At 64.5% G+C, this 15,640-nt stretch carries 14 protein-coding genes and 2 pseudogenes; 9 read left to right on the top strand and 7 right to left on the bottom strand.

Translation table 11 applies throughout. The annotated features are described in order from the left end of the window. The first annotated feature begins 10 nt into the window (after positions 1-10). The 4 genes from AC07WS_RS16695 (at position 11) to AC07WS_RS16680 (ending at position 5,444) form a co-directional block, all read left to right on the top strand. Positions 11-2,395, top strand: a complete 2,385-nt coding sequence (locus AC07WS_RS16695) for an aldehyde dehydrogenase family protein (protein ID WP_494730168.1) — start codon at positions 11-13, stop codon at positions 2,393-2,395. 80 nt (positions 2,396-2,475) lie between these two features. Further along, positions 2,476-3,798 (top strand): thymidine phosphorylase, encoded by a 1,323-nt coding sequence (deoA, locus tag AC07WS_RS16690; RefSeq protein WP_494730167.1) that lies wholly within the window; start codon positions 2,476-2,478, stop codon positions 3,796-3,798. A 14-nt stretch (positions 3,799-3,812) separates the two neighbouring features. Continuing rightward, positions 3,813-4,220 carry a cytidine deaminase gene (locus AC07WS_RS16685; RefSeq protein WP_486066391.1) on the top strand — a complete coding sequence of 136 codons (408 nt, stop codon included), beginning with the start codon at positions 3,813-3,815 and terminating at the stop codon, positions 4,218-4,220. A gap of 3 nt (positions 4,221-4,223) precedes the next feature. Beyond that, complete coding sequence (locus AC07WS_RS16680) at positions 4,224-5,444, top strand: nucleoside deaminase (protein ID WP_494730166.1); 1,221 nt, start codon at positions 4,224-4,226, stop codon at positions 5,442-5,444. Here AC07WS_RS16680 and AC07WS_RS16675 read toward each other — a convergent pair. The 5 genes from AC07WS_RS16675 to AC07WS_RS16655 form a co-directional block, all read right to left on the bottom strand. Beyond that, positions 5,441-5,866, bottom strand: a complete 426-nt coding sequence (locus AC07WS_RS16675) for a VOC family protein (protein ID WP_494730165.1) — start codon at positions 5,864-5,866, stop codon at positions 5,441-5,443. The two genes, AC07WS_RS16680 and AC07WS_RS16675, sit on opposite strands and share 4 nt — an antisense overlap. 117 nt (positions 5,867-5,983) lie before the next feature. Then, positions 5,984-6,769 (bottom strand): LytR/AlgR family response regulator transcription factor, encoded by a 786-nt coding sequence (locus tag AC07WS_RS16670; RefSeq protein WP_494730164.1) that lies wholly within the window; start codon positions 6,767-6,769, stop codon positions 5,984-5,986. Next, complete coding sequence (locus tag AC07WS_RS16665; protein ID WP_494730163.1) at positions 6,766-7,695, bottom strand: sensor histidine kinase; 930 nt, start codon at positions 7,693-7,695, stop codon at positions 6,766-6,768. Before AC07WS_RS16665 ends, AC07WS_RS16670 begins: the two co-directional genes overlap by 4 nt. Next, on the bottom strand, positions 7,692-7,958 hold the full coding sequence (locus AC07WS_RS16660; protein WP_494730162.1) for a hypothetical protein: 267 nt from the start codon (positions 7,956-7,958) through the stop codon (positions 7,692-7,694). Before AC07WS_RS16660 ends, AC07WS_RS16665 begins: the two co-directional genes overlap by 4 nt. 129 nt (positions 7,959-8,087) lie before the next feature. After that, on the bottom strand, positions 8,088-8,660 hold the full coding sequence (locus AC07WS_RS16655) for a GNAT family N-acetyltransferase (protein WP_494730161.1): 573 nt from the start codon (positions 8,658-8,660) through the stop codon (positions 8,088-8,090). Positions 8,661-8,805: 145 nt separating this feature from the next. Between AC07WS_RS16655 and AC07WS_RS16650 the strand changes: the two genes are divergently transcribed. The 3 genes and pseudogenes from AC07WS_RS16650 to AC07WS_RS16640 form a co-directional block, all read left to right on the top strand. Then, the gene (locus tag AC07WS_RS16650; RefSeq protein ID WP_494730160.1) at positions 8,806-9,891 is read left to right on the top strand and encodes a collagen-binding domain-containing protein; all 1,086 of its coding nucleotides are present in this window, start codon (positions 8,806-8,808) and stop codon (positions 9,889-9,891) included. Between the two features lie 66 nt (positions 9,892-9,957). Next, positions 9,958-10,746: pseudogene (locus AC07WS_RS16645) on the top strand (choice-of-anchor A family protein); the annotation flags it as partial. 39 nt (positions 10,747-10,785) lie between these two features. Continuing rightward, positions 10,786-10,887: pseudogene (locus tag AC07WS_RS16640) on the top strand (FxDxF family PEP-CTERM protein); the annotation flags it as partial. Here the strand turns inward: AC07WS_RS16640 and AC07WS_RS16635 are convergent. Together AC07WS_RS16635 and AC07WS_RS16630 are read right to left on the bottom strand one after the other, a co-directional pair. Further along, positions 10,850-11,530, bottom strand: coding sequence for a TetR family transcriptional regulator C-terminal domain-containing protein (locus AC07WS_RS16635; RefSeq protein ID WP_494730159.1), 681 nt, complete (start codon positions 11,528-11,530; stop codon positions 10,850-10,852). The pseudogene AC07WS_RS16640 and the gene AC07WS_RS16635 overlap by 38 nt on opposite strands. After that, complete coding sequence (locus tag AC07WS_RS16630; RefSeq protein ID WP_494730158.1) at positions 11,512-12,987, bottom strand: aminotransferase-like domain-containing protein; 1,476 nt, start codon at positions 12,985-12,987, stop codon at positions 11,512-11,514. The genes AC07WS_RS16635 and AC07WS_RS16630 overlap by 19 nt, the downstream gene beginning before the upstream one ends. Positions 12,988-13,178: 191 nt before the next feature. Between AC07WS_RS16630 and aptA the strand changes: the two genes are divergently transcribed. Continuing rightward, positions 13,179-14,495 (top strand): omega-aminotransferase AptA, encoded by a 1,317-nt coding sequence (gene aptA / locus AC07WS_RS16625; protein ID WP_494730157.1) that lies wholly within the window; start codon positions 13,179-13,181, stop codon positions 14,493-14,495. Positions 14,496-14,508: 13 nt separating this feature from the next. Continuing rightward, positions 14,509-15,624, top strand: coding sequence for an alanine dehydrogenase (gene ald / locus AC07WS_RS16620; RefSeq protein ID WP_494730156.1), 1,116 nt, complete (start codon positions 14,509-14,511; stop codon positions 15,622-15,624). Positions 15,625-15,640 lie beyond the last annotated feature (16 nt).

Genomic DNA, 15,640 nt, shown 5'->3' with positions numbered 1-15,640 from the left:
CGGACACGTCATGCCATCAATTAAAGAGATCCTGAATACCATGGAATACGGCCCAGCACCGGAAAGCACGAAAGAAGCGCAAGCGTGGCTGGAGCAGCATGGCCGCACCTTCGGCCTGTTCATCGACAACCAGTGGAGCGAGCCGGGCGAACTGTTCGCCTCGACCAATCCAGCCGATGCGGCCAAGCTGGCCGACCTGACCCAGGCCACCGGCAGCGACGTCGATCGCGCCGTGGCGGCAGCGCGCGCAGCGCAGCCGGGCTGGCAGGCACTGGGCGGCCATGGCCGCGCAAAGGTCATGTACTCGCTGGCGCGCCTGATGCAGAAGCACGCGCGCCTGTTCGCCGTGCTGGAGACGCTGGACAACGGCAAGACCATCCGCGAAACCCGCGACGTCGATTTGCCGCTGGTGGCGCGCCACTTCTACTACCACGCCGGTTGGGCGCAACTGCAGGCCGAGGAATTCGCGGACTACCGCGCCGTCGGCGTGGTTGGCCAGATCGTGCCGTGGAATTTCCCGCTGCTGATGCTGTCGTGGAAAATCGCGCCGGCCATGGCCGCCGGTAACACCATCGTCTTCAAGCCGGCCGAATTCACGTCGCTGACCGCGATGCTGTTCGCCGAGATATGCGTGCAGGCCGGCGTGCCTGCCGGCGTGGTGAACATCGTCACCGGCGATGGCCGCGTGGGCGAAGCCATCGTCAACCATCCTGGCATCGACAAGCTGGCCTTCACCGGTTCGACCGAAGTGGGCCGCCTGATTCGCATCGCCACCGCCGGCAGCGGCAAGAAGCTGTCGCTGGAACTGGGCGGCAAGTCGCCGTTCATCGTCTTCGATGATGCGGACCTGGACGCCGCCGTTGAAGGCCTGGTCGATTCGATCTGGTTCAATCAAGGGCAGGTATGCTGCGCGGGTTCTCGCCTGCTGGTGCAGGAATCGGTGCAGGACAAATTCCTGGCCAAGCTGCGCGCCCGCATGGACAAGCTGACCCTCGGCTCGCCGCTGGACAAGTCGATGGACATCGGCGCGCTGGTCGATCCGGTGCAGCAGCAGCGCATCGCCGGCCTGGTGGAATCGGCCCGCGCCGAAGGTTGCGAGGTCTATCAGCCTGCATGCGAAATCCCGGCCAACGGCTCGTGGTTCCCGCCGACGCTGATCACCGGCGCGTCGACTTCCGCCGCCGTGGCGCAGGCCGAAATCTTCGGACCAGTGCTGGTGGCGATGAGCTTCCGCACTCCGCCGGAAGCCGTGCAACTGGCGAACAACACCGTCTACGGCCTGGCCGCCTGCGTCTGGAGCGAGAACATCTCGCTGGCGCTGGACGTCGCGCCGCAGATCAAGGCTGGCGTGGTATGGATTAACACCGCCAACCAGTTCGACGCCGCTTGCGGCTTCGGCGGCTACCGCGAATCCGGCTTCGGCCGCGAGGGTGGCCGTGAAGGCATGTACGAATACCTGACCGCAAAATCGGAAGATGCGCGTCCAGCGACGCCGGTTGTTGAAGCCAAGGCCAAGGCCAAGGCGGCCGCGCCGGCGGCAGGTGGCGCGTTCGCCATCGACCGCACGGCCAAGTTGTACATCGGCGGCAAGCAGGCCCGCCCTGACGGCGCCTACAGCCGCGCCATCCATGGCGCCGACGGTGCATTCATCGCCGAAGTCGGCGAAGGCAATCGCAAGGACATCCGCAACGCGGTGGAAGCGGCGCACAAGGCCGGCGGCTGGGCGAAAGCCACGTCGCACAACCGCGCGCAGGTGCTGTACTACATCGCCGAAAACCTGGCCGCGCGCGGCGAAGAATTCGCTGCCCGCATCGCCGCGATGACCGGCTCCAAGAACGCGGAGAAGGAAGTGCAGGCTTCGATCGAGCGCCTGTTCTACTACGCGGCATGGGCCGACAAGTACGACGGCCTGGCGCACCAGCCGCCGATGCACGGCATCACCGTGGCGCTGAACGAACCGGTCGGCGTGATCGGCATCGTGTGCCCGAACGAAGCGCCGCTGCTGGGCTTCATCTCGCTGGTGGCGCCGGCTATCGCGCTGGGCAACCGCGTGGTGGTGGTGCCTTCGGAAGCGCATCCGCTGTCGGCCACCGATCTGTATCAGGTGCTCGATACGTCGGACCTGCCGGATGGTGTGATCAACATCATCACCGGTTCCGCCGACGAACTGGCGCGCACGCTGGCGACGCACTCGGACATCGACGCGGTATGGCGCCATGACGGTTCGGCCGAAGGTTGTGCTGAAGTGGAGCGCCTGTCGGCCGCTTCGCTCAAGCGCACCTGGGTCGGCGGCGCGAAAGGGCGCGACTGGTACAGCACCGCGCAATCCGGCGGCCGCGCAGTTCTGGCGCATGTATCGCAAGTCAAGAACGTCTGGATTCCATACGGCGTTTAATTAGACATCAGGTACTACGGGCGGGTCTGCGGACCCGCCCTTGTGCTTTCAACACCCAATAATTCAAAGCGGAGAATTCCATGTTCTTACCTCAAGAGATCATTCGCAAGAAGCGTGACGGCGGCGTCCTGTCCGCCGAAGAGATCCAGTTCTTCGTCGGCGGCATCACCTCGAACCGCGTCACCGAAGGCCAGATCGCCGCGCTGGCGATGGCGGTCTACTTCAACGACATGACCATGGACGAACGCGTCGCCTTCACGCTGGCGATGCGCGATTCCGGTGAAGTGCTGGACTGGCGCTCGCTGGATCTGCCAGGCCCGGTGGTCGACAAGCACTCCACCGGCGGCGTGGGCGACGTGGTCTCGCTGCTGCTCGGCCCCATGGTCGCGGCCTGCGGCGGCTTCGTGCCGATGATCTCCGGCCGTGGCTTGGGCCACACCGGCGGCACGCTGGACAAGTTCGACTCCATCCCCGGCTACAGCACCGTGCCGACCAATGAACTGTTCCGCAAAGTGGTCAAGGAAGTCGGCGTCGCCATCATCGGCCAGACCTCGTCGCTGGCGCCGTCGGACAAGATATTCTACGGCGTGCGCGACGTCACCGCCACCGTGGAATCGGTGGCCATGATCACCGGCTCCATCCTGTCGAAGAAGCTGTCGGCGGGCCTGGACGCGCTGGCGATGGACGTCAAGGTGGGCAGCGGCGCCTTCATGCCGACCTACGAAAAATCGGTCGAACTGGCGGACAGCATCGTCAAGGTCGGCAACGGCGCCGGCATGATGACGTCGGCCATCCTGACCGACATGAACGAATCGCTGGCGCCATACGCCGGCAACGCGCTGGAGGTACGCGGCGCGCTGGACTACCTGAGCGGAAAATCGCGCCCCGCGCGCCTGCACGAAGTGACGATGGCGCTGTGCGCCGAGATGCTGGTGCTGGGCAAACTGGCCGCCACCGAAGAAGAGGCGCGCACCAAGCTGCAGGCATCGCTGGACAGCGGCGAAGCGGCAGAGCGCTTCTCGCGCATGGTGGTGGCGCTGGGAGGCCCGGCCGACCTGATGGAAAATCCGGACAAGTACCTGGAGCGTTCGCCTATCGTCGTGCCGGCGCCTGCGCTGGTTTCCGGCTACGCCGCCACCGCCAACTGCCGCGACATCGGCCTGGCCGTGGTGAGCTTGGGCGGCGGCCGTCGCCGCGCGGCCGATCCGATCGACTACGCTGTCGGCTTGACCGACCTGATTGGCCTGGGCGACAAGATCGAAGCCGGCCAACCGCTGGCGATGGTTCACGCGCGCACGCAGGAAGCTGCCGAGCAGGCGATCCGCGAAATCCAGGCAGCCTACCAGATCGCAGCCGCCGCACCGGCCGCGAATCCGGTCATCTACCGCACCATCCGTCCTTGATCCTGGAGCACGCAATGAACAAGCAAGAACTGATCGCCGAAGCCGCAGCCGCGCGCCTGAAGGCTTACACGCCGTACTCCAACTTCAAGGTCGGCGCCGCGCTGCTGACCAACGACGGCAAGGTCTTCCACGGCTGTAACGTGGAAAACGCATCCTACGGCTTGTGCAACTGCGCCGAACGCACCGCCTTCTTCAGCGCTTTCGCGCACGGCTACAAACCGGGCGACTTCTCGCAGCTGGTGGTCATCGGCGAAACCGACGGCCCTATCGCACCGTGCGGCGCCTGCCGCCAGGTGGTGCTGGAGTTGGGCGGCAACGAGCTGCCGGTGCTGCTGACCAACCTCAAAGGCGACATCTACGAAACCACGGCAGCCGAACAACTGCCGAACGCCTTCGGCGGCGCTGACCTGAAGAAGAAATAAGACTTGGCCTTCAAGAAGACAATCGACGTGCAGGCCGCCGTCGCGATCGCGGCGGCGGAGGCTATCGCCGCCAAAACGCAGGGCACCTTCGGCGTCGGCGGCTTGATGCTCGACCAGCACGGCAACGTGCTGCAATCGCTGCACAACAACGTCATCAAGCAGGGCCTGATCTTCGATCCGACCGCGCACGGCGAACGCCAGTTGATCGACTGGTACTACGCCGAACGCGCCAAGGGCCGCGAGCTGCCGGAGCCGCAGGACATCACCATCGTCACCTCGCTCGACCCGTGCTGCATGTGCAGCGGCGCGATACTGGCGGGCGGCTTCAACGTGGTGGTGGCCGCGCCGGACAAAAGCGCAGGACTCAACTACGACACCAGCGCCACCTTCGACGCGCTGCCGGAAGCGTTGCGGCCGCAGGCCGAAGCGACGTTCAGCTATCCGGCCATCCTCGGCTCCTCGCTGTACGCGCGCGCCGCGACGGGTGCCGCGCCGAAGTCCTTCTTCATCGGCAAAACCATCTCCGAACCGACGCAGGCCTTATGCTCATTGGTGTTCGAGGCCACGTCGGGCGAGGTGATCGAGTTGTTCAACACCGACCTGCCGCAACAACAATTGAAATGCCCGCTGACGCTGGCGCCCGATCACGCCATCGTGCATGCCCTGCGCCAGCTGTATCCGGATGCGCTGGCCTACCGCTGCACGCCGCAGCAGCCGGACGCCGGCCTGGCGCCCTTCCTGCTGCAAGCGATGGCGCGCGACCGCGAACACGGCGGGGCAGGGGACGCGGTGGCCTTGCTGGATTCGTTCGGCAACCTGCTGCTGTGCATGCCGGGGCGGATGTCGCAGTCGGGCATACGCAGCGCCTTCATGGAAACCACGCGCGCCTATGCGCAGCTGCGCTACAAGCTGATGGCCGGCGCCACGCCGGCGCAGCAGGAGGAGGTGCGCCAGTATCTCGGCCATCCGAAGGACGGCACCTTCGTCTTCGCCAGAGGGCCGGACAGCAGCGCGATCAGCTTCATGAACCTGGGCGCCTACGGCTCGACGATGGAAGGCCCGCTGCCGTTGAAAAATCCGGCGCAGTTCCAGTACGTACTGCCGGGCATGCCGGAAGCCGAACTGGCCTCGCTGTGTGCCGCCATGCCGCCGCTGTACCGCAACATCATCCGCATCCGGCCTACCCAGGTGGCCGATCAGGACCTGATCGCCGCGCTGGCCTAATCTTCCGGATCGTAGGTGCCGATGCTCCAGATGTGGCCCTCGGGGTCGCGGCAGGTGAAGCCGCGGCCGCCGTATTCTTCGTCTTTGATATCGAGCAGGATATCGCCGCCGGCCTGCTTCACGCGGTCGTACACCTGATCGGCGTTGTTGACCACCAGGTAGGAGCTTTGCGTGTTGAACTGGCCGATCTCGGACGGCTGTTTCATCAGGCGCCCGAACTCGGTGTCGAACACCGATCCGAGCATGATCATGCTGTTGCCGAAACTGAGTTGCGCGTGCGCGATGCTGCCGTCTTCGTTCGGCACCACCAGCGTCGCTTCAAAGCCGAAAGTCGTGCACAGCCAGTCGATGGCGGCTGGCGCGTCGCGGTAGCGCATGCATGGAATGACGTTGCAGCGGGTTTGCTTGGGTATGCTGGACATTGCTATCTCCCTGTCGTGGTATGGAACAGATTCGATCACCAATAACTCCATTCGTTCGTCGGACTAGTGCGGCCGGACGACGCGACAAAGTATATATTGATAACGATCAGACGGAGATTACATTTGCTGGAATAAATGGGTATTGCCCCGGCTGACTTCCAGCTGCTCGCTGAAGTTGCGGATCTTGACCATCTGCCGTCCGCGCAAGTCGCGCGTGACTTCTTCGATGGCGTCGACACGCACCAGTGTCGAGCGGTGGATGCGCCAGAATTCGTCCGGGTCCAGTTCGTCGGCCAGCTCCTTCAGCGTTTTGCGTATCAACACCTCGGCCTGCGCGGTCTGCACCCGCGTGTACTTTTCGTCGGCGCGGAAGAACAGCACTTCGCGCGTGCTGATCATGCGCAGGTTGTTGCCGACCACCGCCTGTATCCAGCGCAGGTATTCCGGCTTGGCGGCCGGCTTGCTCTGGGCCGACAGCAGCTGGCTCAGTTGCCGTTCGATGTTGGACGGCTGCTGGCCGATCAGCGTTTGCAGCCGCGCGCAGGTGGTCTTCAAGCGTTCGCCGCCGGCCGGCTTGAGCAGGTAATCGAGCGCGCCCTGTTCGAAGGCCTCGATCGCATACTGGTCGTAGGCCGTCACGAACACCAGGTGGCAGCGGTTGAACAGCATGCGCGCCGCCTCGATGCCGGACAGGCCGGGCATGCGGATGTCGAGGAACACGATGTCCGGCTGATACTGCCCGGCCAGCGCCACGGCCTCGATGCCGTTGGCCGCTTCGGCGACGATCTCCAGCCCCGGCCACGCCTCCAGCAGCCGCGCGCGCAGCTGGCGGCGCATCGGTTCCTCGTCGTCGGCGATCAGCGCGGTGGCGCGGCGCTGGCCGCCCGGTGTGGCGATATTCATTTGGTGCTCCCAGCGAAAATATCCGGTGCATACGGGATGCGGATGCTGGCGCGCGTGCCGCCGGTCAGCGGCGCTTCGATCACCAGCTGCGCGCGGTTGCCGTACAGGATGCGCAAGCGCTCGCGCACATTGGCCAAGCCGATGCCGTCGCCGGCGTGCAGATTGAAACCGATGCCGTCGTCCAGCACGTCCACCTGCAGCATGGCGCCGTCGACGCTGGCGCGGATGTCGATGCGGCCGCCCTCGATCTTCGGCTCCAGTCCGTGCTTGATGGCGTTCTCGATCAGGATCTGCAGCATCATCACCGGGAAGGTGGCGCTCAGCATTTCCGGTGGCACGTCGACCGACACCGCCAGCCGTGCCCCCATGCGCGCCTGCATGATGGCCAGGTAGGCGCGCGACATCTCGATCTGCCGGCCCAGCGTGCCGCTGCCCTTGGCGCGCATCTGCGGCAAGGTGGCGCGCAGGTAGTCGATCAGGTTCTGGTGGATGCGCGCGGCCTGCGGCGGATCGGTCTCGATCAGCTGGCCGATCAGCGCGAGCGTGTTGAACAGAAAGTGCGGCTCGACCTGCGCCTGCAGGGCCGCCATGCGCGCCTCGACCACGCGCCGCTCCATGCCTTCCTCGTCGGCGTGGCTGGTAGCGTCGCGCGCCTCGAGCTCGGCCTTGCGCTTGCCGCCGGCCAGCACCTTCAGGCCCAGCGACAGCGCGATGAAGGCGGCGGTCTGCTTGGGCAGGCCGAACGGCGTCAGGCCGAACAGCAGCAACAGCAGCCACACCATCATCAGCTTGCGCCATTCCACCTGCGCCAGCCAGTCGAAGAAGCGCCACCACATGCTGGTGGCGGTTTCGCCGATCTCGCGGACGATGTCGAGCAGGCTCTTGGCGTTGTCGTAGCCGGCCTTGGCCAGCCCCCGCTTTTTCATTGCTGGCGCTCCTGGCGGCGGCGCTGGCGCCGGCCGCCGACCACGCACACGCCGACGGCGATCTTCAGCAGCATGAAGAAGGCGAACAGCACCAGCGCCAGCGGCAGGATGCTGAGGATGAAGGCCAGGATCAGCGCGGCGCCCAGCAGCGCCGGCGGCGACATGCGCCGCACCAGCCGCACGCCGTAGCGCACGGTCTGCGCGAAGGCGTGGAAGATTTCTTCCATCAGATCCATCACGGCCTGGCTGTTCAATTTACTCATTTGAGGCTCCATCAAAATCGTTGCGATGAAATCACTGTAGCAAAGCCTGGCGGCGCGCTGTTGCGGATTCCGATCAACTGCGGTTTGAGCGGGATGGCCGGCTATTCCAGAGGATAAGCGGCGGGTGATTCAGTGCTGCTGCGTAACGCTTGTTGCCGCGTTCCAGTCGCTGCGCAGCAGGCCGTAGATCACGCTGTCCGAGATTTCGCCGCCGACGAACCAGCGCTCGCGCAACAGGCCTTCGCGCTGGAAGTGCAGGCCCTCCAGGATGCGGCCGGAGGCAATGTTGTCGGGATGGATATCGGCCTCGATGCGGTGCAATTCCAGCGGGCCGAAGCCGTAGGCGATCAGCGCGGCCAGCGCTTCCTGCATGTAGCGCTGCCCCCAGTGCGGCCGCGCCAGCATGTAGCCGATGTCGCAGCGGTGGTTGCGGCGGTCGAAGGCGTACAGCGTGACGGTGCCGATCAGTTCGCCGTCCGGCAGCACCATCGCCAGGCGCAGCGCGCTGCCGTCCTGGTAACCCTTGAGGGTTTGTTCGATGTTGTCGGCGGCCTGGGCGGGGTGCAGCCAGGGGCCGCTGCTCCAGTAGCGCAGCGCCACCGGATCGGAGAACAGGCGGAACAGGGCGTCGGCGTCGCCGGTCTCGACGAAGCGCAGGGTCAGGCGGGCGGTGTGCAACTGGAAGGGGTCGAAGCTGGTCATACTCGATCTTTTTTTGGGGGACGGCTTGCCAGCTTAGCGGATTTCATACGCCCGTTGGTGATTTTCATAATACTGATGGTAGGAAAATAATGATACAATTAAAATAATATATATTAACCTTCTAACATCTCCCGAGGACAGCCCCATGATCGCTCGCACCTGCATCGCCGTAGCCGCCGCAACCCTGTTGTCCGGAACCGCCGGCGCGGCGCCGTTGACCGCCAACCAGATGCTGCAACAGTTCAACGTAGTGGTGAGCGGCAACCTGACCTCCACTTCCCACGTCGACGGCCGCAGCTACGTGGGCTTGAACGCCAACGGCGGCGATTACGTGCAGCACGTGCACGACACGCCAGCCTCGGCGTACGCCGGCCTGACCGTGGGCGGCACCCTGAGCGGCAACGTGCACGTGAACGGCCTGGGCCTGGTGACCGGCGGCGACGCCAACGGCATCAACGTCAACAGCGGCTCGTCCTACGTGGGCGGCTCCGCGAGCGGCTCCAGCTTCAACGGCGACGCCTGGGTGGCCGGCACCGCCAGCAGCGTCAATTTCAACGGCGGCGCGCACGCGGGCAGCTACGTCAACACCAACCACAACAACGTGCTGGCCGCGCCGACCGGCGTCATGAACAGCACGCTGGCCGCTTCGACCTCGACCAATTTCGGCGCGGTGATGACCGGCCTGTCGAGCCAGCTGTCCGCGCTGCACGCGACGGCCGGCACCAAGGTCACCTACAGCAACAACGACAGCAACGTGCTGCTGAGCGGCACCGCCGTCAACGGCGTGCTGGTGTTCGACCTGACCCACGAGGACAGCAAGATCTTCTCGAACAAGGTGACCGACATTTCGTTCGACCTGGGCGGCGCCAGCACGGTGATCTTCAACACCGACGACAGCAACCTGAGCCTGAACGCCAATTTCAACCAGGCGCAGGCGCTGGGTAGTAAGCTGATCTGGAACTTTGCCGGCCACGACAACAGCGTCACCGTCGGCCGCACCTTCGGCGGCCAGGTGCTGGTGGCGGACGGCACCTTCAGCAACGTCGGCGGCGCCAACGTCGAAGGCGGCGTGTTCGCGCGCACGCTGAACCAGTTCGGCGAGATCCACCTGCAGAGTTTTACCGGCACGGTGCCGTCCGCGCCGGTGCCGGAACCGGAGTCCTACGCCATGCTGCTGGCCGGCCTGGGCGTGATGGGAACGATGCTGCGCCGCCGCAAAAAACAGGGCTGAAGTGTTTACTCGCGAATAATTTATGGTATCCTTGAGGTAATTTAAATTGCTATCAAGGAACTATTCATGGTCGCTGTCACGAAAACCGCTGTTTCCGCTGTCGTTCTTGCCATCGCTTCCCTGGGAAGCGCGCAGGCTGCCGTGCTGGATCTGGGGCTGCACGGCGCCAATGTGTTCGCGTTCACCGACTTCAAGGCGCCCAGCGCCGACGTCGAAGGCGCCATCATGGCCGGCCGCGATGTGCAGCTGGCCAATTACTCCGTCAATGCCAACAACGTAGACGCCTTCGGCAGCTATTCGCTGATCGCCGGCCGCGACCTGAAATTCACCAGCGGCTCGATCAAGAACGGCGACACCTTCGTCGGCGGCAAGGCCAGCCTGACCCAGAGCGTCGACCTGTATTCGAAGATCAAGACCGGCACCGCGCCCGTCAACATGGGCGCGCTGGCCGGCCAGCTGACGGCCACCTCGTCCTCGCTGTCCAAGCTGTCGACCACCGGCACCGCCACCGAGCAGTGGGGCGGCCTGAATATCGCCGGCAGCAACAAGGGCGTGGAAGTGATCGACATCGACGCCAAGACGCTGTCGAAAGTCTCGTACTTCAACTTCAGCAACCTGAACGCCGGCTCCACGCTGATCCTCAACATCAGCGGCGACAAGGGCAGCTTCAACGGCGGCTACCAGGGCTTCGAGAACTACAACGTGCTGTTCAACTTCTACCAGGCGACCGACCTGGGCGTCCATACCGGCGTGACCGGCAACATCCTGGCGCCACTGGCCACCGTGGATGGCGGCAGCGGCGTGATCGACGGCAGTGTGATTGTCAATTCGTGGAGCTCGTCGGTGCAGATCAACGCCGACCACTTCTTCAAGGTGGTCGACGTGCAGGGTTACACCACCGCCGTGCCGGAACCGGAAACCTACGCGATGATGCTGGCAGGCCTGGGCCTGGTGGGCTTCATGGCGCACCGCCGCAAGCAGGCTGCGGCACGCTGATCGCCGACAGCACCATATCGACGATGACCTTCTCGGCATCGTCGAAGTCTTTCTTGGTCAGCTGCTTGCGGTTCAACACCAGCGCCATCTGCGCCGAAAAGTCCGCATAGGACTGCGTCATCGCCCAGATGGCGAACAGCAGATGGGTCGCGTTGATCGGCGCGATCTTGCCTTCGCTGATCCACTTCTCGAACACCTCGATATCCTTGCGCACCAGCGGCACCACGCGGTTCTGGATCTGCGCGCCGTACAGCTGCGCGCCGCTGATCACCTCCATCGCGTACACGCGCGAGGCCCACGGCTGCTCGCGCGAGAACTTCAGCTTGGCCTGCACGTAGGTGCGCAGCACGTCGCGCGGGTCCTGGTCGCCGGAGGCCAGGTTCTCCATCCGTTCCAGCCAGTCGTCCAGCACCTCGTCCAGCACGCGCTGGTACAGCGCCTGCTTGGTGGGGAAGTAGTACATCAGGTTCTGCTTCGACAGGCCGGCGTTCTCCGCCACGGTGGCGATCGACGTGCCCTCGTAGCCGCATTCGGCGAACACCCGCACCGCCTCGGCGGCGATGTCGGCTTCCAGTTTGTCGCGATTGAGAACGCGCCGTTTGATCTTCGGCGCTGGCTCGGCATTCAGTTTTGCTGTCGGCATGTGAGTCTCAGGAAGGTCAGGAGTTGTGGGTGGTCGGTGTAGGCGACGTTGAAGCGGAACCAGATCGATTCCGGTGCGCGCAGCATGAAGAAATCGCACGGCGACAACAGGATGCCGGACTTGAGCGCCAGGTCGGCGATGATCTTGCCGTTCCATTCGGCGCTCGGCGCCTGGTTCCAGCCGGCGCTGACGAACATGCCGCCGCGCGGACGCGCCAGCGGCTCCATGCCGACGCTGCGCAGGCTGTCGATGGCGCGTTCGCGGCCGGCCTCCAGCTGCGCGGCCAGCTTGTCCACCATGCGCTTGTAGGGCCGCGCAGTGATGGCGTGGTAGACGGCGCGCTCGTTGATCTCGGAGGTGGTCAGGCCGGCCAGCATCTTCACCCGCAGCAGCTCGGGGATCAGCGAGGCCGAGGCGCAGATCGAACCCACCCGCAGCACCGGCGACAGCGTCTTGGAGAAGCTGCCGACGCGGATCACGCGCCGCAGGCCGTCCATGGCCGCCAGCGAGGCCTCGCCGCGCGGCGCCAGCTCGCGGTAGATGTCGTCCTCCACCAGCCAGAAATCGAACTGCTCGGCGAGACCCAGCAGGCGGTGCGCCTGCGCCGCGCTGAGCGAGGTGCCCAGCGGGTTTTGCAGCACCGTGTTGACGAACATGAGCTTGGGCTGGGTTTGCGCGGCCTGCCTGGCCAGCGTGTCGAAATCCAGGCCATGCTCGCCGCGCGGTATGCCGACCGGCACGCAGCCGTGGTGGCGTATCAGCGACAGCAGGTTGCTGTAGCCGGGGTCCTCGACAAACACGGTGTCGCCCGGCTTGGTCAGAGTGCGCAGGATCAGGTCGAAGGCATGGGTGGCGCCGTGGGTCAGCAGCACCTGTTCCGGTTCGACCGGGAACAGCTCGTCGCTCAGCGTGGCAGACAGCTGCTGCCGCAGCGAGGGAAAGCCCAGCGGGTGGCCGTAGCCGCGCAGCCGCGTGGCAGGGATGCGCATCGCCTGGCGCACGGCGTCGAGGATGGTGTCTTCGCCGTACCACTCCGGCGGCAGCCAGCCCGCGCCCACGGCCAGCGCCTCGGAGGTGCCGGAGTACAGGTCGGGGGTGAGGGCGTCGATGGCGGTCGGCGTGGCCTGCAGCATGGACGGCAGCAGCGTGGCCGGCACGTCCTGGCGGGCCACGAAATAGCCGGAACCGCGGCGCGATGACAACAGTCCCAGCGTCACCAGCCGGTCATAGGACTCGACAACTGTAAAGGTGCTGATGCCATTACACTTCGCGAATTGCCGCACCGACGGCATTTTCGTTCCTACACGCAACTCCCTGCGTCCCACCATGGCGCTGATGGCCGCGACAATCTGCTCGACCAGGCTGCCTTTCTTGCTGCGCTCTATGGCGAGCGCCGGCCAGCCCGCCGCTTCGGGCGCGCAGTCGGTTTGATCGATCACAGAAATCGCTGGTTCCATCCTTGACTCCATTTGCTGCGGAAAGCAAAACTGTAGTGTTTTTGTTGCCAGTACGGTTGGACAGTTTTGATATTTGTGTATCTGTGCCATAGTTGTTGCGCTGTCTATTATTGCATCATCATTTTGCCAACTGGTAAATTTTTTTACGGTTCGTCAAAAAAAATCCGCAAGTCAGTTCCTAGGAGATGTGCATGAACGAGTCCAGACCTGAATCGATGGCGTCCTTCTGGATGCCATTTACCAACAACCGTGATTTCAAGGCCCATCCGCGCCTGCTGGTGTCGGCGGAAGGCATGTACTACAAGGACGTGGACGGCAACACCATCCTCGACGGCACCGCCGGCCTGTGGTGCGTGCCGTGCGGCCACGCCCAGCCCAAGATCGTCGCCGCCGTGCGCGAGATGGTGGGCCAGCTCGATTTCGCGCCGACCTTCCAGATGGGCCATCCGGCCGCCTTCGACCTGGCCGAAAAACTGATGGAGTACACCAACCACAAATTCGGCCAGGTGTTCTACACCAACTCCGGTTCCGAGGCGGTGGACACCGCGCTGAAGATCGCGCTGGCGTACCACAAGGCGCGCGGGGAGGCGAGCCGCACGCGCCTGATCGGCCGCGAGCGCGGCTACCACGGCGTGGGCTTCGGCGGCATCTCGGTGGGCGGCATCGCCGGCAACCGCAAGCCGTACGGCGTGATGCTGCCTGGTGTCGATCACCTGCCGCACACGCACAACCTGGAGAAGAACGCCTACACGCGCGGCGAGCCGGAATATGGCACCGAGCTGGCCGACGAACTGGAACGCATCGTCGCGCTGCATGACGCGTCGACCATCGCCGCCGTCATCGTCGAGCCGGTGGCCGGCTCCACCGGCGTGCTGATACCGCCCAAGGGTTACCTCAAGCGCTTGCGCGAGCTGTGCACCAAGCACGGCATCCTGCTGATCTTCGACGAAGTGATCACGGGCTTCGGCCGTTTGACCACGCCGTTCGCGGCCGACTACTTCGACGTCGAGCCGGACATGATGACCACCGCCAAAGGACTGACCAACGGCGTGATCCCGATGGGCGCGGTGTTCAGCAAGAAGTTCATCTACGACGCCTTCATGGAAGCGCCGGCCGGCATTGAACTGTTCCACGGCTACACCTACTCGGGCCACCCGGTGGCTTGTGCCGCCTCGCTGGCGACGCTGGAAGTGTTCAAGGAACAGAAGATCCTCGAACACGCCGCCGGCATGGCCGAGTACTGGGCCGACGCGGTGCACTCGCTCAAGGGCCTGCCGCACGTGATCGACATCCGCACCATCGGCCTGATCGCCGGCATCGAGCTGGCGCCCATCGCCGGCAAGCCGGGCGCGCGCGCCTTCGCCGCGTTCAAGCAGGCCTTTGCTGACGGCATCCTGATACGCACCACCGGCGACATCATTGCTCTGTCGCCACCGCTGGTGCTGGAGAAAAAACACATCGACGAACTTTTTGGAAAGCTGACGACGGTACTTAAAAACTTAAACTAACGAGGAGAACACCATGCTGGTAGGCGTCCCAAAAGAGATCAAGAACCAGGAGTCCCGCGTTGGCCTTACCCCGGCCAGCGTGAAGGAACTCGTATTGCGTGGTCATCAAGTACTTGTACAAAAAAACGCCGGTGTCGCCATCGGCTTGAGCGATGCGATGTATGAAGGCGCCGGCGCCACCATCGTCGAAGCGGCGGCCGAAATATTCGCCCGCGCCGAGATGATCGTCAAGGTGAAGGAGCCGCAGCCGGAAGAATGCGCGATGCTGCGCAAGGGCCAGATCCTGTACACCTATCTGCACCTGGCGCCGGACCCGGAGCAGACCAAGGCACTGGTGGAATCGGGCGCGGTGTGCATCGCCTACGAAACCATCACCGGCGCCAACGGCGGCTTGCCGCTGCTGGCGCCGATGAGCGAAGTGGCGGGGCGCATGTCGATACAGGCCGGCGCCGCGCATCTTGAAAAATCCAAGGGCGGCATGGGACTGCTGCTGGGCGGCGTGCCTGGCGTGGCGCCCGGCCACATCGCCATCATCGGCGCCGGTGTGGTCGGCACCAATGCCTTGCAGATGGCGGTCGGCATCGGCGCGCGCGTGACGATTTTGGACAAGAACATCGACCGTCTGCGCCAGCTGGACCTCATCTACGGCAACCGCATCTCGACCATGTATTCGAACGCGCACTCGATCGAGGAAGCGGTGCTGGACGCGGACCTGGTGATCGGCGGCGTGCTGGTGCCCGGCGCGGCAGCGCCCAAGCTGGTGACCAAGGAAATGATAGCGCGCATGAAGCCTGGCGCGGTGGTGGTGGACGTGGCCATCGACCAGGGCGGATGCTTCGAAACCTCGCACGCCACCACACATGAAAAGCCGACCTACGTGGTCGATGGCGTGATCCACTACTGCGTGGCCAACATGCCGGGCGCGGTCGCCCGCACATCGACCTTCGCGCTGAACAACGCAACCATCGGCCACGCGCTGGCGCTGGCCGACAAGGGCTGGCAGAAAGCGCTGAAAGCCAATCCGCATTTGAAGAACGGTTTGAATGTCTGTCTCGGCCACGTCACCTACGAAGCGGTGGCGCACGGCCTTGGCTATACCTATGTTGACGCGGACAGCCTGCTGGGCTGATCCCGAAATTTGAAAG

It is taken from the genome of Duganella sp. GW821-FHT01E12 (assembly GCF_059422325.1).
Note: the sequence above shows the minus strand (reverse complement) of the source record. Positions and strands in the feature narration are given on the sequence as shown.

Bases quoted from the DNA above. Each gene is read 5' to 3' on its own strand.
- AC07WS_RS16665 (WP_494730163.1), bottom strand. From the start codon at position 7,695: ATGAAAAAGCGGGGGCTGGCCAAGGCCGGCTACGACAACGCCAAGAGC.
- AC07WS_RS16685 (WP_486066391.1), top strand. From the start codon at position 3,813: ATGAACAAGCAAGAACTGATCGCCGAAGCCGCAGCCGCGCGCCTGAAG.
- AC07WS_RS16660 (WP_494730162.1), bottom strand. From the start codon at position 7,958: ATGAGTAAATTGAACAGCCAGGCCGTGATGGATCTGATGGAAGAAATC.
- AC07WS_RS16655 (WP_494730161.1), bottom strand. From the start codon at position 8,660: ATGACCAGCTTCGACCCCTTCCAGTTGCACACCGCCCGCCTGACCCTG.
- AC07WS_RS16670 (WP_494730164.1), bottom strand. From the start codon at position 6,769: ATGAATATCGCCACACCGGGCGGCCAGCGCCGCGCCACCGCGCTGATC.
- AC07WS_RS16650 (WP_494730160.1), top strand. From the start codon at position 8,806: ATGATCGCTCGCACCTGCATCGCCGTAGCCGCCGCAACCCTGTTGTCC.
- AC07WS_RS16630 (WP_494730158.1), bottom strand. From the start codon at position 12,987: ATGGAACCAGCGATTTCTGTGATCGATCAAACCGACTGCGCGCCCGAA.
- AC07WS_RS16635 (WP_494730159.1), bottom strand. From the start codon at position 11,530: ATGCCGACAGCAAAACTGAATGCCGAGCCAGCGCCGAAGATCAAACGG.
- AC07WS_RS16695 (WP_494730168.1), top strand. From the start codon at position 11: ATGCCATCAATTAAAGAGATCCTGAATACCATGGAATACGGCCCAGCA.
- AC07WS_RS16675 (WP_494730165.1), bottom strand. From the start codon at position 5,866: ATGTCCAGCATACCCAAGCAAACCCGCTGCAACGTCATTCCATGCATG.
- aptA (WP_494730157.1), top strand. From the start codon at position 13,179: ATGAACGAGTCCAGACCTGAATCGATGGCGTCCTTCTGGATGCCATTT.
- deoA (WP_494730167.1), top strand. From the start codon at position 2,476: ATGTTCTTACCTCAAGAGATCATTCGCAAGAAGCGTGACGGCGGCGTC.
- ald (WP_494730156.1), top strand. From the start codon at position 14,509: ATGCTGGTAGGCGTCCCAAAAGAGATCAAGAACCAGGAGTCCCGCGTT.